We start from the raw sequence: 15,034 nt of genomic DNA, 5'->3' as shown, positions 1-15,034 counted from the left end.
CCGGTGAGATGCGCGAGGTGTCCTTCGACGTTCCCGCGCCCGAGAAATGGGGCGAAGGGCTCGTCTCCGTTGCACAGGGCGAAGAGGTGCACATCGAGGCTCGCCTGGAGTCCGTCCACGAGGGCATCCTCGTCACCGGGGACGTCGAGGCCGAGTACGCGGGCGTGTGCGGACGATGCCTCATCGACATCGCCGCGCCTGTCGAAGTCGAGTTCCAGGAGCTTTTCGCGTATCCTGGTTCGGAAGCGTCCGACTTCGAAGTTCAAGACGACCACGTGGATCTTGAAAATCTGGTCAGGGATGGCGTCGTCCTGTCGCTTCCGTTCCAGCCGGTGTGCCGGCCGGATTGCCCAGGTCTCGACCCCGAGACCGGTGAGCGTCTGGCAGACCACCCCGCGCAGGCACCGCGCGAAGCCCTCGATCCTCGCTGGGCAGCGCTTGCGGACCTGGTAGCGGAACCGGCTACGGAGCCCGGCGACGCAGGACAAAGCACACAGACCTCGTAGAAAGAGAAGACCATGGCAGGTAACCCCCCGAAGCGCAAGGTTTCGCGCTCCAACACCCGTTCGCGCCGCGCGCAGTGGAAGGCCGAGGCTCCCGCCCTCGTCAAGACCATCGAGAACGGCAAGGTCGTCTACAGCCGCCCGCACCAGGCGAAGGTCGTCACCGACTCGCAGGGTACCGAGCTGTTCCTCGAGTACAAGGGCCGCAAGGTCGCTGACATCTGAGCCGCGTTCCGTGACGGACGCAGCTGCGGATCTCTCCGCACTTTCCAAGAAGCTCGGGGTCGATATCGACCCCGAGCTTCTTGCGCTGGCGCTGACGCATCGCTCGTACGCGTACGAGCACGGCCAGATTCCGCACAACGAGCGGCTCGAGTTCCTCGGCGACTCGGTGCTCGGACAGGCCGTGACGGTCAAGCTCTACCGCTCGCATCCCGAACTCGACGAGGGTTCGTTGGCCAAGCGGCGGGCGAGCGTCGTGTCCACCGTCGCCCTCGCAGAGGTCGCCCGTTCGATCGGTTTGGGCGCGTACATCCGCCTCGGCCGCGGTGAGCAGCTGACCCGGGGCGACGACAAGGACTCGATCCTCGCCGACACGACCGAGGCGATCATCGGCGCGACCTATCTGTCCGCCGGATCGGATGCGGCGACGGCCCTCGTCCTGCGCCTCATCGAGCCACTGCTGGCGGACCCGGAGCGCTACGACGCCGCGGTCGACCCGAAGACCGCGCTGCAGGAGCTCGCCGCACGACTGGGTCTGCCCGCGCCCGTGTACCGCGTGGACTCGACCGGACCCGACCACGCGCGTGTCTTCGAAGGCACCGTGACCGTGGGTGATCTCAGCACGACGGGCTCGGGGACGAGCAAGAAACAGGCCGAGATGGCGGCTGCCCTGACGGCGTGGCGCACCCTCAGCGGGCGCGACTGAGGTGCCCGAGCTCCCCGAGGTCGAAGTGGTGCGCGCGGGTCTCGCCCCCGCCGTAGACGGTGCGTTCGTGAACGGTGTCGAGGTGCTCGACGAGCGCGCGCTGACCCGTCATTCCGGCGACGGGGCGCACTTCGAGGCCCAGTTCGCGGGTCGCACGTTCGGCGTACCCGCGCGCCGCGGCAAGTTCCTTTGGATCCCGCTGGCGGATGCGGGGGAGCAGGCCGTCGTCGCGCACCTCGGAATGAGCGGCCAGATGCTCCTGCGCGAGCCGGATGCGCCGCGCGAGCGTCACGAGCGCGTGCGATTCGACATTCGGCATCCGCAGCACGGCGAGCTGGCCGTGGTCTTCGCCGACCAGCGCACGTTCGGCTCCCTCGCCGTCGACCGCCTCGTGCCCACCCGTGACGGCGCGGCGGGAGGGTACGGGACGGATCGCGCGAGTGTTCCGACGCAGGTGGCGCACATCGCGCGCGATCCGCTCGATCCTGCGTTCGACGACGCGGACTTCCGCCGGCTCGTCGCACGGAAGCGCTCGGGCATCAAGCGGGTCCTCCTCGATCAGGGTGTCGTCAGCGGCATCGGCAACATCTACGCCGACGAGGCGCTGTGGGCTGCCCGCATCCATCCCGAGACCGTGGCGGCGACACTGAGCACCCGAGTCGTCAACCGCCTCCTCGCGGAGGTGCGGATGGTGCTGCAGAAGGCCCTCGCGGAGGGCGGGACGAGCTTCGACGCTCAGTACGTCAACGTGAACGGACAGGCCGGGTACTTCGCGCACTCACTGAACGCCTACGGGCGCACCGGCGAGTCCTGCGCCCGATGCGGTCACGCGATCGTGCGCGTCGCCTTCACGAACCGTTCGAGCCACTACTGCCCGCACTGCCAGCGAACGCGCTGACCTTCCCTCGGCGCACCGCGCGTGCCGCATCCTCCGGTGCGGCGCTGAGAGACCCGCCGGTTCGGAGCGCGAGAGTGGCACTCCGAACCAGCGGGTCCTGCGGGACCCCGCACGTCACGAGAGCACGCGCTTCCACACGCCCTCGTAGCTGACCGGCTCGAAGCCGATGGCCTCGTTGATGTCGAGCATCGGCCGGTTCTCCTCCGCGTTGTATGTCACGACGCGCGTTGAGGTGGGGGCGACTCGCGGCCACGCGAGCAGCCCCTCGGCCTTCACGAGCATTCCGAGGCGGTGTCCGCGATGCGTCGAGAGCACGAGGGTGTCGTACTGGTGCGACGCGATCTCCGGGTCGACCCCGAGTACGAGCTCGTTGAACGCGCACAGCTCGCCGGTGGCGATGTGCTGCGCAGCGGTCACCAGCATCCGGCGTCCGCCGTCGAGGATCTCTGCGTCCCACGTGCGCACACGCGCGGCGTCCCAGGTCTCCTCGTCCACCACCAGATCCGCTGAGGGGGCGTCGGTCGACATGCGCGACTTCATCCAGGCGTAGCCCTCGACATACTCGTCGGGTGTGGGGGTCTCCCACTGCACGACGCGGTAGCCGGCGGCCGCGGCGCGCGCCTCGGCGGCGTGCTGCTCCAGGGCCGCCCGGCTGTTCTCGAGGGTGAAGGCGCTCTTTCGCACGATCTGCTCCAGCGTGTATCCGTGCCGCAGCAGGAAACGCGCCGGATGATCGCGTGGCACCGTGCCGAAGCCCGTCGGGGGCGTCAGCTGTTCGCCGTCGGCGGCGGGATGCTCGACCCAGCTCTGCATGACGCTGCGGCCGTGCGCGCGGGCGGTCTCTTCGAGGAGTGCATGCGCACGCTCGCCGATTCCCTGACCCCAGGCGCCGCGTCGGAGCTCGATGAAGACGTACGCCGTGCGTGAGCCGTCCTCCTGTGGCAGGTCCATGCCCATGCGCCCCACCGGCTCGTCATCGAGGAGGACGAGCCAGTGGAGGCGCAGTTCGTGTGCATCTGAGCGGGCAAAGGGCGCGAGCTCGCCGGGCGTCATCCGGTCGTCGTCCGTTCCGGAGATCTCGCGATAGACCTCGTTGCGGATGGCGGCCAGCCGATGGAAGTCCCGGGCTCCGGGCCCGTCGAGGTCCGTGGGGACCTCGACGGGACGCAGCTCGAGCGTGGTGAGGGTGTTCATGATGGTGCTCCGAGTGTGGTGTTCGGGTCGATCATCGGATCGTCGGCTGCGCGCCTGTGCGGACGACGGCGAGGTCGTACGCTCGGCGAACGTCCTGCGCGAGGAGCGCCCGGGCGTTGGCGTCCGGCGAGACGCGCCGGCGAGAGCGGTCACGCCCCCAGAGCAGCAGCCGGAGTCCGACGTGCATCGCGATGCGATCGATGGGGGTGGGCTGCGCCTGTGAAGGCGACGGCGGGTGGGTGGGAAGCGACGCCCGGATGGGGGCGTCCTGCGTGATGTTCACGATGGTTTCTCCGAATGAGAGCGGGCAGGATGCGGCCGCCGGATGGGGCCGCAGTGCGGTCGGAAGGGCCGACCACGTGCGAGGGCACGGGCGGCGGAGGAACGAACGGCTCAGCGTGTGGTCGACTCCGCGCGGATCTCTGCCCGGTGATGGGCAGAGTTATCCCCGGCGAGGGTCAACGAGCGGTGTGCGTGCGACCGTTCTGGAACACACCGACGGAGCGGATCGCATCGACGGCGCACGTGTTCGGCGCGGTGGTGACAAGCAGACGAGTCATCTTGCGATCTCCTTTCTCAACGTCGGTTGGCAGATCAGGACGCTAGCGTGTCTGAGAGACAGCTGTCAACATCCCGGGCGTGTCGCGCTCCGTCCCTGCGTCGCTGCCAGGGCGGAGAGGACCGCTCCGGTAACGTCGTGAGAAGCCCGACGACCGGAGGACCCGCATGCACCTGAAGAGCGTGACGCTCAAAGGGTTCAAGTCGTTCGCGCAGCCCACGACCTTCGCCCTCGAACCCGGTGTCACCGCGATCGTGGGACCGAACGGATCCGGCAAGTCCAACGTCGTCGACGCCCTCGCCTGGGTGATGGGCGAGCAGGGCGCGAAGACCCTCCGTGGCGGGAAGATGGAGGACGTCATCTTCGCCGGCACGTCCACCCGGGGACCGCTCGGCCGTGCCGAGGTGCAGCTCACGATAGACAACGCCGACGGGGCGCTGCCGATCGAGTACGCCGAGGTGACGATCAGCAGGACGCTGTTTCGCAACGGCGCCAGCGAGTACGCGATCAACGGGCAGTCCTGCCGACTCCTCGACGTGCAAGAGCTGCTCAGCGACTCCGGACTCGGCCGGGAGATGCACGTCATCGTCGGGCAGGGGCGCCTCGACACCGTGCTGCAGGCGAGCCCCGAAGACCGTCGCGGTTTCATCGAGGAAGCGGCCGGTATCCTGAAGCATCGCCGCCGCAAGGAGAAGACCCTTCGCAAGCTCGAGGCCATGGAGGCGAACCTCACCCGCCTCAGCGATCTCGCCGGCGAGCTGCGCCGTCAGCTCAAACCGCTCGGACGCCAGGCCGACATCGCACGTGAGGCGGCGACGATCGCCGCGGTCGTGCGTGATGCGCGGGCTCGACTGCTCGCGGATGAGCTGGTCGCTCTGCAGGCGGAGCTCGCCGACTTCGCGCGCAACGAACAGGATCGCCGAGCGGAACGTACGCTCCTCCAGGATCGCGCCGACCAGGTCAAGGCTCGTGTCGCAGCGCTCGAGGCCCAGGAACGCTCCGAAGCGGTGGATGCGGCGCGCCGCGTCGCGTTCGGGCTCGAACAGGTGCAGGAGCGCCTGCGCGGTCTCTACACGCTCGCGGGCCAACGGCTGAGCCTGCTCTCCGAGGACGAGGACTCGCTCGCGCCCGCACCGACGGTGTCGCAGGCTGTCATCGACGAGGCTCGCGAAGAGCTCGACACCATCACGACAGGCGTCGGCGAGGCCGAGGACACCGCGGCCGCGGCCGCGCGCGACGTGACCCGCGCGCGCGCCGAACTGGACGCGCTGGACGCCGACATCGCCGCGCAGAGCGCCCTCGTCTCCGAGCACGACATGCGCCTCACGGCCCTGCGCGGCACGGCGGAAGCGGCGGAATCGGCACTCGCGGCCGTTCGCGCCGCCGTCGAGCGTCAGCAGAAGGCGCTGGACGCTGCCCTCGCCCGTCGGGCCGAGGCGGAGGAGGAGCTCGCCAGCGCCGACCCGGACCTCGTTCCGGAGACGTCGTCTGCAGAGCACGCCGCCGCGTACGAGCAGGCGCAGCGACACGCTGCCGATGCCGAGACCGAGGTGGCCGGCATCCGAGAACGTCTGCACGCCACCGAACGCGAGGTCGACGCGCTCTCCGCCCAGGTCAAGACCCTCGGACGTGCGCTGGACGTGCGAACCGGCGCATCCGAGCTCATCGCTGCGGGCGGCAACGGAGTCCGTGGGCTCGTCGGCGATGCGGTTCAGGTGACCTCCGGCTACGAGGCCGCCATCGCCGCAGCTCTGGGCGCCGTCGCCGAGGGCGTGCTCGTCGACAGTGAGGCGGATGCGGTGGATGCGGCGGCGGTCGCGCGCAGCGGCGACTTCGGCGTCGTCGACATCGTGATCGCCGAGGTGTCGGCCGCCCCTGCCGAGATCCCCGACATCGAGGGCGCGGTGCGGGCGACTGATGTCGTGAACGCTCCGGCGGGCGTCGCAGGACTCCTTGCGCGCGTCGTGATCGCCGCGGACCTCTCCGCCGCGCAGCGTGTCCTCGCCTCGGCCCCCGACCTCACCGTCGTCACCCGCACGGGCGAGATCGTCACGCGCTTCTCGGTGCGAGCCGGCAGCGGCCAGGGACGCTCCCGGCTCGAGCTCGCGGCCGAGCGCGATACCGCTGCGGAGCGACTCGGTGAGCTGCAGGTCGTCGCCGACTCCCTGCGCGAAGCCCTCTCCGATCAGACTCGTGCCCTCCAGGAGGCGCGCGCCCGCACCAAGCACACCCTCGACGCCCTGCGCTCGCACGACGCCGCACTCGCGGCGCACGCCGAGAAGGTCAACCGGGCGACGGTCCGCCACGAAGCCGCGGTGGCGGAGTGCGAGCGGCTCACGCAGACGCTGCGCCAGGCGCAGACGGCGGTCGCAGAGGCCGAGGACTCCGCACGTGTCGCGGCTGACCGGTTGGCGTCCGCGCAGGAGGCGCCGCGCCCGATCCTGGACGCGTCGGCCCGCGACGGCATGCTCGCCGCACTCGACGCGGCGCGCGACGGCGAGATGCGCGCCCGCTTGGAGGTGGAGACTCTTCGCGAGCGGATCCGGGCGGGTGAGGCCCGCATCGCCCAGCTCGAGCGCCAACGCGAACGCGAGAGGGCGGCCGCCGAGGAAGCGGCCCGCCGTGCGGTGATCCGTCGGCGCCAGCGCGACATCGCCGCATCCGTCGCAGCTCAGTTACCGGCGCTGCTGGATTCGGTCGACCGCTCGGTGTCGCAGGCGCGTGTGGAACTCGCTGCGGCGGAGTCCGCGCGCACGGCCGTCACGGCGGAGCTCTCCGAGGCTCGACGCGAGGAGGCCGCGCTGCGCGAGCGACTGAGCGGAATCACCGAGAGCGTGCACGGACTCGAGTTGCGCATTCACGAGAAGAAGCTCCATGTGGGCTCGCTGCGCGAGCGGGTGCAGAGCGAGCTCGGTCTGGACGAGAACATTCTGATAGCGGAATATGGGCCGGATCAGGCCATCCCGGACGACTCCGTCGAACCGAGCGAGGACGGGGAGCAACCCACGATCGCCTTCGATCGCGGACAGCAGCGCAAGAGACTCCAGGAAGCGGAGCGCAAACTCGCGCAGCTCGGACGCGTCAACCCGCTCGCGCTGGAGGAGTTCGCAGCCCTCGAGCAGCGTCACACCTTCCTCACGGAGCAGCTCGCCGATCTGACCCAGACACGCAAGGACCTCCTCACGATCATCGAGGAGCTCGATGAGCGGATGCGGTCGATCTTCCTCGATGCGTTCGAAGACACCCGCGTGGCTTTCACCGAGGTGTTCCCGCTGCTGTTTCCGGGTGGCACCGGCAGCATCGCGCTGACGGATCCCGACAACCCCCTCACGACCGGAATCGACGTCTCGGTGCGCCCGGTCGGCAAGAAGGTGGAGCGGCTGTCCCTGCTCTCCGGAGGTGAGCGCTCGCTCGCGGCGGTCGCGCTGTTGGTCGCGATCTTCAAGGCGCGCCCGAGCCCCTTCTACATCCTCGACGAGGTCGAGGCGGCGCTCGACGACGCCAACCTCGGGCGCCTCCTGACGGTGTTCGAGCAGCTGCGCGCCTCCAGCCAGCTGATCGTGATCACGCACCAGAAGCGGACGATGGAGATCGCCGACGCGCTCTACGGCGTCTCCATGCGTCAGGACGGCGTCTCAGCCGTCGTGGGCCAGCGGGTCCGCGAGCGCGAATCTGCGTGAGCCCGGCCGCGTAGGCTGGAGTCATGGCCGAGAGATCGTGGTCGCTGGGGCGTGCCCTGCGAGGGATGTTCGTCAAGCCCGTCATCGACGAGAGCACGTGGGAGGACCTCGAGACCGCTCTGCTCACGGCCGATTTCGGCCCCGACGTGACCGAGCGACTCATCGACGAGCTGCGCGAGAAGGTCGATCGGTACCGCACCACCGACCCGAAGGATCTCCAGCGGATGCTGCGCGAGACTCTGGAGGAGCACTTCGCGAAGTTCGACTCCACGCTCCGACTCACCGAGCGCCCGGCGGTCGTGCTCGTCGTCGGTGTCAACGGTGTCGGTAAGACGACCACCATCGGCAAGTTCGCGAACTTCCTGCGCCGCTACGACCGCTCGGTGGTGGTGGGCGCCGCCGACACCTTCCGGGCTGCTGCCGTCGACCAGCTGGCGACCTGGGCCGAGCGCGGGGGAGCATCGATCGTCCGCCCGCAGCAGGAGGGGCAGGATCCCGCATCCGTCGCCTTCCAGACCGTGGCCCACGCGGTCGAGACGGGGACCGAGATCGTCCTCGTCGACACCGCCGGACGCCTGCACACCAAGGGCGGGCTCATGGACGAGCTGGGCAAGATCAAGCGCGTGATCGAGAAGCAGGCGCCGATCAGCGAGGTACTGCTCGTGCTCGATGCGACCACGGGTCAGAACGGTCTGATGCAGGCCGAGGCGTTCCTTGAGCAGGCCGGTGTCACCGGGCTCGTGCTCACCAAGCTCGACGGCTCGGCCAAGGGCGGATTCGTGCTGGCCGTGCAGGAGCGCACCGGCATCCCCGTCAAGCTGCTCGGCCAGGGCGAGGGTATCGGCGACCTCACCGGATTCACGCCCCATGTCTTCGTGGAGCAGCTCGTCTCCTGAGCCGCGCGCCGGACTACCGCCTTGCGGGTCGGGCTGGTTTCATTGACTCATGGCGATCGAGCACGACTTCTTCGGACTTCTGGAATCCGGACCGGACGGGTCCATCTTCTGGTCCGAGAACGTCGAGTTCGGCGACCAGAGCGTCACGGTCGATCTGACGGCTCCCGACCAGGAGGACGTCTCCGTCGTGGCGCTGGACGTCGCCGCCTCGCTGATCTCGTCGCTCGAGCAGCTCGACCTGCTGGCGCGCAACGCCATGATCGGTGAACTCGACGACCGCACCAGCGAGGTGACGGAGTACATCCTGCAGCAGCAGGACACCTTCGGCGAGGACATCACCGATCTCCTCGTCGACATCTCCGGCGATGTGCACGTCGACGTCATCCGATCGCTCCAGCTCACCAGCATGACGATCCTCGCCGACGAGCACGGCGGTTCGGATCCGTTCGCCGTCCTGGAGTATGCACTGGACGCCGACGCGACCGACGACGTGCTGCTGGTGAACCTCGACTCGGACGGCGCGGTGATCTCGGTCACGAGCGCCGACTGAGCTCACTCCTGCGGCGCGCGGGACGCGGCCGAGATCAACTCGCGGGTGAAGGGGTGCCGCGCGCCGGTGAAGACCGCTTCCGTCGGGCCCTCCTCGACGACGTGACCGGCGCTCATCACGAGCACGCGATCGCTGACGCGCCGGACGACGGCGAGGTCGTGGGAGATGAATACGACGGCGGCCCCGGTCGTCGACGGCAGCGTCAGGATGAGCTCGAGGATGCCGGCCTGCGTGGCCACATCCAGAGCTGACACCGGCTCGTCGCACACCAGGATGTCGGGGGACGCGGCGAGGGCGCGCGCGATGGCGACCCGCTGGCGTTGTCCGCCGGACAGCGTCGCCGGGCGCCGACGCAGGAGCGCGGGCTCCAGCTCCACCAGGTCGAGGAGCGCTCGAGGACCGGGCGACGACGGGGCGGAGGACGCCCTCAGGATGCGTTCCACGCTCCAGCGAGGATCGAAGCTGCCCAAGGGGTCCTGCGGAACAAGGCGGATGCGGGGCGCGGGCGTTCCGAGCGCGATCGTGCCGGTGTCCGGATGCTCGGCGCCCACCAGCAGACGGGCCAGGGTCGTCTTCCCCGAGCCGGAGGCACCGACCACGCCGACGACCTCGCCCGCGTGGACGCGGAGGTCGACGTCCCTGAGGGCGGTGACCGAGCGGTACGCGCGGCCGAGGCCTTCCGCGTTCAGGAGCAGGCGGCCCGCCGGCTGCGCGGCGACCGACTTCGGTCCACGCGGCGCCGCGGCGAGCAGTGCGCGAGTCGCCTCGTGGCGCGGCGCGGAGAGCACCTGAGCCGTCGGGCCCGTCTCCACGATCACGCCGCGCTCCAGAACGGCCACACGGTCGGCGACACGCGCGACGGCTGCGAGGTCGTGGCTGATCAGAAGGACGCCCCGGCCCTCGTCGCGGATGCGGGCCAGCAGATCCAGCACGTGCACCGCCACAGTGGCGTCCAGCGCGGTGGTCGGCTCGTCGGCGATGAGGATGTTCGCGCCGCCCACCAGCGCGGAAGCGATGAGGGCGCGCTGCCGCATCCCGCCGGACAGCTCGCCGGAACGCCGTGCCAGGAGCGTCTCCGGGTCCGGGAGTCCGGCCTCCGCGAGGGCGTGCACGACGCGCTCGCGTCGGACGGCCCGGGGAACGCGGCGCAGCGCGAGCGTCTCGCCGACCTCGGCCTCGATCGTTCGGAGCGGGTCGAGGGACTGGAGCGCGTCCTGCAGCACGAGTGCGACGTCGCGCCCCCGCATCCGTCGCCACTCCCGCCGTCCCGCACGTTTCGCATCGTGCCCCGCGACCTCGAAGCGCGCCGCGGCGACCGAGGTCCCGCTCTGCTCCTGCGTGAAACCCAGGAGCGTGCGCGCCAGCACGGACTTGCCCGCGCCGGAGGCGCCGACGATCGCGACGATCTCGCCCGGGGCGACGTCGAGGTCGATGCCCTGCAGCACGTCGCCGGTTCCTGGGAGGATGACGCGCAATCCCCGCACGTGCAGGCCGCTCACGCGCGCACCCCGCCGGCCAGGCGCCGCCCGACCGCGGTCAGCACGGCGGCCGTGGCGACGATCGCGAGCCCGGGGAAGACCGTCAGCCACCAGGCGCTGCCGATGTAGACGCGCCCGGCATTGAGCATCGCGCCCCATTCCGGCGAGGGCGGCAGCGCGCCGAGTCCCAGGAAGCTGAGCGCGGAGACCCACACGATCGCCTGGCCGACGCCGAGGGTGGCGACCGAGACGAGCGGCCAGAGCGCGTTGGGGGCGATGTGTCGCAGGAGGATGCGGAACCACCCGGCATCTTCGAGGCGGGCGTACTCGACGTATCCGCTGCGCGCGACCTGGCGCACCTGCGTGCGCAGCATCCGCGCGTAGCCCGGTGTGGTCGCGAGTCCGATCGCCACCACCGACGCCGTCGTCCCCGGGCCCGCCACGGCCACGAGCAGGAGGGCCATGACGAGCGTCGGGAGTGCGAAGAGCACCTCGATCATCCTCGACAGCGCCGCATCCAGCCACCGCGGTCCGAGGCCCGCGGTGAAGCCCAGCACGAGGCCGGCCCCGACGCCGATGGCCGTCGCGGCGGCGCCGACACCGGCGGATGCAGCGGCGCCGTGGACGACGCGCGTGTACACATCGCGCCCCGACTCGTCCGTCCCGAACAGGTGTGCAGGACTCGGCGGCTGGAACGCTTCGGCCGGGGCGATCGCGAGCGGATCGCCCGGAGCCAGGAGACCCGGCCAGACGATCGCCACGATCAGCACGCCGAGGCCGACCAGTGCCGCGACGCCTGCCGCGCCCCAGGCATACGCGAACGCTCTCACGACGCCGGGCCGTGCGCGGACCGAGGTGCCGGCGCTCATGCGCCGACGGCCACGGTCGGGGCGCGCAGCGCCCGTGGGCGGCGGCCGCGCAGGCGGGGATCGACGAGAAGCTCCGCCGCATCCGTCAGCACGACCACGACGACGTAGATGAGCGCGACGACGACCACGGCCCCGATCACGAGTGGGACGTCGCGGGCGGTGGCCGCATCGATCAGCAGGCGCCCGAGACCGGGGCGTGCGAAGAGTGCCTCGACCACCACGGCACCGGACAGGAGGCTGCCGTAGGCCCAGCCCGAGAGTGCCAGCGCGGGAAGCGCGGCGTGTCGCAGCGTGTGCCGCAGCAGCACCCGCACCTCGGACGCGCCTCGGCTGCGGGCCGTCGTCGCGAAGGGAGCGGCGTCGGCGCTGGCGAGTGAGTCGCGCATGACCTGCGCGAGGAATCCCGCGATCGGCACGGCGAGGGTGACGACCGGGAGTACGAGGCCGGCGGGATCGGCCCCGACGCTCGTGGCGGGCAGCACGCGCCACGTCGCCGCGAACAGCAGGATCAGCACCGCGCCGAGCCAGAACTGCGGCATCACCGTGGCGACCGTCTCGATGGAGCGCAGGACGGTGGACACGACCTTCGCCGTCCGGCCGCGCACCACCGTCACGATGACGGCCCCGATCAGTGCCAGCAGCCAAGCGACCACGAGGGCGAGGGTCGCCAGCAAGAGGGTCGAGGGCAGTTGCGCGGCGATGAGCTCGGCGACTGGCTGCTTTCTGGCGTACGAATCACCCAGCTGCAGGGTCGCGATGCGGCCCAGCTGCAGCAGGTACTGCACGATCAGCGGCTGGTCGAGCGCGTACGTGCGGGTGGCCGACTCCACCGTCTCAGGCCCCGCCTGAGAGCCCGGGCCGCCGAGGATCGCCTCGAGGGGGTCGCCGGAGGCGCGCAGCGCGAAGAACACCACGGTGGCGACGAGCCACACCACCAGCAGCGCCGATCCGACGCGCGCCGCCACCCAGCGAAGCACCCGCACCGAGCGCTCAGCCGTTCAGGCGTGCGTCGATGAAGGTCGGCGTCGCGACCGTTCCCAGCGTCGTGACCCCGCTCGCCCCGCGTACCAGGAAGTGGTTCTGCTGGTCGTAGAGGGGGAGGATGGCGTAGCTGTCGAGGATGATGTGCTGCGCCTGGGCGTACAGGTCGGCGCGCTGCTGCTCATCGGATGCGGCCGACGCCTGATCGAGCAGTGCGTCCAGCTCCGGGTCCGACAGCTGCGCGTGGTTGGCGAAGTAGCCGCTGGGTGCCGGAACGATGCCATCGGAGTCGTACAGGATGCGCAGGACGTCGGGGCCGACCTTCGTGTACGGAGCACTGACCGCCTCGTACTCCTTCGCGCCGAGCGCGGCGTACCAGCCGGAGAGGTCCAACGGCGTGATCTGGACGTCGAAGCCGACCGCGCCGGCGTTCGCCTGGATCTGCTCGAAGAGGGACTGCTCCGCCGCCACGGACTGGTTGGTGCTGACGGGGAAGCGCACGCTCAGGCGTGCTCCGTCCTTCATGCGGACGCCGTCCGCATCCCGTGCGGTCCAGCCGGCCTCGTCGAGCAGCTCTTCGGCGCGCGCGGTGTCGGTCGTGAACAGCGACTCGTCACCGATGGCGACCGGCTCCGTGCTCGCGAGCGGCGAGAAGGAGCGCGTCACCGTGCCCTGGTAGAGCGCCGTGATGCCGGGGTCCGGATCCGCGGCCCGGATGAAGGCCTCGCGGACGCGGATGTCGTCGAAGGGTGCCTGGCCGGTGTTCAGCTCGATGCGGTTGACGGATCCGGGCCGGGGTGCGTCGATGTGGGTCGTGTCGGTGGAGTTCTCCGCCGCGACGATCGCGTCCGGCTGCGGGTTGTCGATGACCTGCACCTCGCCTGACAGCAGGGCGGCCTGCCGCGTCGCCGCGTCCGGGATGAAGCGCCACTCGATCGCGTCGAGGTAGGCGGGGCCGTCGTGCTGCGCCTCGGGGCCGGGGGAGGCGTAGTCCTCGTTGCGCACGAGGTGCACCGATTCCTGCGGCGTCCACGAGTCGACGACGAAGGGCCCCGTGCCGATGGGAGCCTTGCAGTTCTCCTCCTGCCCGCGGGCGATCCCGGCAGGGGATTCGATCGCGGTCCACTGCTGACTGAGCGACTCCAGCAGGGCGGAGTCTGGAGCGGAGAGGTGGAAGCGGGCGTGCGTCGCGTCTACGGCTTCCACGTCGGTGACCTTGGCGACCGCCAGGTAGCCGGTGCTGGACGCCGTGTCGGGGTCCTTCAGGTGCTCGATGTTGGTCTTGACCGCGGCCGCGTCGACGGGCGTGCCGTCTGTGAAGGTCAGGCCGTCGCGGAGGGTGAAGTCCCACGTCAGACCATCGTCGCTGACCTGCCACGACTCGGCGAGCCACGGCGTGATCGTGCCGTCGGCGTCTCGGCCGACGAGCGGTTCCAGGTACTGCGTCGAGATGAGCGCCTGCGGGTAGTTGCCGCCGACGTGGGGGTCGAGGCACGTCGGCTCGGCGTCGCCGGTCGCGTACACCAGGGTTCCGCCGTCGCGCGCGGTGTCAGCGGTTCCGCCTGCGGCGCACGCAGTGAGGGCGAGGGCGGCGGCGAGTCCCGCGGCCGCGGCGGCGGCGCGACGGGGGCGAAGAGATGCAGAGATCATGGGGAGGCCTTCGGCGAGGTGGGACGCACGCATGCGTGCGGACGGACTTGCTGTATCCGGTCCAAGAATGCAGCCTACCGCGGTTCCCGAGTGCCGCTCCGCCGCATCCGTGGCCCGGGCGCCGGCGCCCATTGGGCAGGAGATCCTCACAAATCAGGACGATCCGGACCGAATCGTCCTGATGAGGGGATATCTCCTGCGGGAGGGATGCGGCCGCGACCGGACGCGGGGTGCTGGTTAAGCTGCACGGGTGACTGACGCGCCGCGAATGGGACGGCCTCGGGCGAGTTCGCCCGAGACGATCGCGGAGGCCGCGTGCGAGTTGTTCTTCGAGCAGGGGTACGACGGTACTTCGATCGGCGACATCACTCGCCGCGCCGGCGTCGCGCGCACCAGTTTCTTCAACTACTTCCGGGCGAAGAGCGACGTGCTGTGGTCGGGGTTCGATGCGCGGCTGGCGGCGGCGTTCTCAGCGATGGCTGCGGGCGTACCCGTCGCCGATGCACTCGCTCGCATCGGACGCGACCTCGCGCCCGACACGCTCGCGCTCGCCATCACCAACGCGGACGCCATGGGACTCGGCGAGGAACTCGAGAGGCAGCGCGCCGAACGGCTGGCGCTGCTCCAGCGTGAGATCGCCCGTCGTCTCACCGATGCCCCCGGTGACGCTCTGCGCGCGCAGATCCGCGCCGCGGCATACGGCGCGGGGGTGCTCGGTGCGGTCTGGATGTGGGCGGAGCGCGGTGCCTCGTCGGTGTCCCTGGAGGGCCTCCTCCAGCACGCATTGTCGCTCTGCGAACCCTTCGGAGCGTCCGGCGACTCATCCGCCGCCACGCTCGCGTAAAATC

Annotated in this window: 14 protein-coding genes; 8 read left to right on the top strand and 6 right to left on the bottom strand. The window is 70.4% G+C overall.

Annotated features, from left to right (window positions below; translation table 11 throughout):
* The first annotated feature begins 8 nt into the window (after positions 1-8).
* Genes EHF32_RS05395 through mutM form a run of 4 tightly spaced genes read left to right on the top strand, consistent with a single transcriptional unit; the run spans position 9 to position 2,329 of the window.
* On the top strand, positions 9-506 hold the full coding sequence (locus EHF32_RS05395) for a YceD family protein (RefSeq protein ID WP_137419136.1): 498 nt from the start codon (positions 9-11) through the stop codon (positions 504-506).
* Between the two features lie 12 nt (positions 507-518).
* Positions 519-728 (top strand): 50S ribosomal protein L32, encoded by a 210-nt coding sequence (gene rpmF, locus EHF32_RS05390; protein WP_045248451.1) that lies wholly within the window; start codon positions 519-521, stop codon positions 726-728.
* Positions 729-738: 10 nt separating this feature from the next.
* Positions 739-1,431, top strand: a complete 693-nt coding sequence (gene rnc, locus EHF32_RS05385) for a ribonuclease III (protein WP_137417164.1) — start codon at positions 739-741, stop codon at positions 1,429-1,431.
* A gap of 1 nt (position 1,432) precedes the next feature.
* Entirely contained in the window at positions 1,433-2,329 is an 897-nt protein-coding gene (gene mutM, locus EHF32_RS05380; RefSeq protein WP_137417163.1) for a bifunctional DNA-formamidopyrimidine glycosylase/DNA-(apurinic or apyrimidinic site) lyase, read from the top strand.
* A 114-nt stretch (positions 2,330-2,443) separates the two neighbouring features.
* Here the strand turns inward: mutM and EHF32_RS05375 are convergent, their stop codons facing one another.
* Complete coding sequence (locus EHF32_RS05375; RefSeq protein WP_192900698.1) at positions 2,444-3,523, bottom strand: GNAT family N-acetyltransferase; 1,080 nt, start codon at positions 3,521-3,523, stop codon at positions 2,444-2,446.
* A gap of 31 nt (positions 3,524-3,554) precedes the next feature.
* Complete coding sequence (locus EHF32_RS15895) at positions 3,555-3,806, bottom strand: hypothetical protein (RefSeq protein WP_192900697.1); 252 nt, start codon at positions 3,804-3,806, stop codon at positions 3,555-3,557.
* A 443-nt stretch (positions 3,807-4,249) separates the two neighbouring features.
* On the opposite strand from EHF32_RS15895, the gene smc reads away from it, so the two are divergent.
* The 3 genes from smc to EHF32_RS05360 are packed head-to-tail and all read left to right on the top strand — an operon-like array spanning position 4,250 to position 9,208.
* Complete coding sequence (smc, locus tag EHF32_RS05370) at positions 4,250-7,762, top strand: chromosome segregation protein SMC (protein WP_137417162.1); 3,513 nt, start codon at positions 4,250-4,252, stop codon at positions 7,760-7,762.
* A 23-nt stretch (positions 7,763-7,785) separates the two neighbouring features.
* The gene (ftsY, locus tag EHF32_RS05365) at positions 7,786-8,658 is read left to right on the top strand and encodes a signal recognition particle-docking protein FtsY (protein WP_137417161.1); all 873 of its coding nucleotides are present in this window, start codon (positions 7,786-7,788) and stop codon (positions 8,656-8,658) included.
* Between the two features lie 49 nt (positions 8,659-8,707).
* Positions 8,708-9,208 carry a DUF2004 domain-containing protein gene (locus EHF32_RS05360; protein WP_137417160.1) on the top strand — a complete coding sequence of 167 codons (501 nt, stop codon included), beginning with the start codon at positions 8,708-8,710 and terminating at the stop codon, positions 9,206-9,208.
* A gap of 2 nt (positions 9,209-9,210) precedes the next feature.
* On the opposite strand, the gene EHF32_RS05355 is transcribed toward EHF32_RS05360, so the two are convergent.
* Genes EHF32_RS05355 through EHF32_RS05340 form a run of 4 tightly spaced genes read right to left on the bottom strand, consistent with a single transcriptional unit; the run spans position 9,211 to position 14,186 of the window.
* Positions 9,211-10,707 (bottom strand): ATP-binding cassette domain-containing protein, encoded by a 1,497-nt coding sequence (locus EHF32_RS05355; RefSeq protein WP_137417159.1) that lies wholly within the window; start codon positions 10,705-10,707, stop codon positions 9,211-9,213.
* On the bottom strand, positions 10,704-11,555 hold the full coding sequence (locus tag EHF32_RS05350) for an ABC transporter permease (RefSeq protein WP_137417158.1): 852 nt from the start codon (positions 11,553-11,555) through the stop codon (positions 10,704-10,706). The genes EHF32_RS05355 and EHF32_RS05350 overlap by 4 nt, the downstream gene beginning before the upstream one ends.
* Positions 11,552-12,538, bottom strand: a complete 987-nt coding sequence (locus EHF32_RS05345; RefSeq protein ID WP_137417157.1) for an ABC transporter permease — start codon at positions 12,536-12,538, stop codon at positions 11,552-11,554. The genes EHF32_RS05350 and EHF32_RS05345 overlap by 4 nt, the downstream gene beginning before the upstream one ends.
* A 7-nt stretch (positions 12,539-12,545) precedes the next feature.
* Entirely contained in the window at positions 12,546-14,186 is a 1,641-nt protein-coding gene (locus EHF32_RS05340; protein ID WP_137417156.1) for an ABC transporter substrate-binding protein, read from the bottom strand.
* 250 nt (positions 14,187-14,436) lie between these two features.
* Here EHF32_RS05340 and EHF32_RS05335 point away from each other — a divergent pair, with 250 nt between their 5' ends.
* Positions 14,437-15,030, top strand: a complete 594-nt coding sequence (locus EHF32_RS05335) for a TetR/AcrR family transcriptional regulator (RefSeq protein WP_238343797.1) — start codon at positions 14,437-14,439, stop codon at positions 15,028-15,030.
* Positions 15,031-15,034 lie beyond the last annotated feature (4 nt).

The organism is Microbacterium sp. RG1, from assembly GCF_005347485.1.
GTDB classification, from domain to species: domain Bacteria; phylum Actinomycetota; class Actinomycetes; order Actinomycetales; family Microbacteriaceae; genus Microbacterium; species Microbacterium binotii_A.
This window is presented reverse-complemented; position numbering and strand designations above follow the sequence as displayed.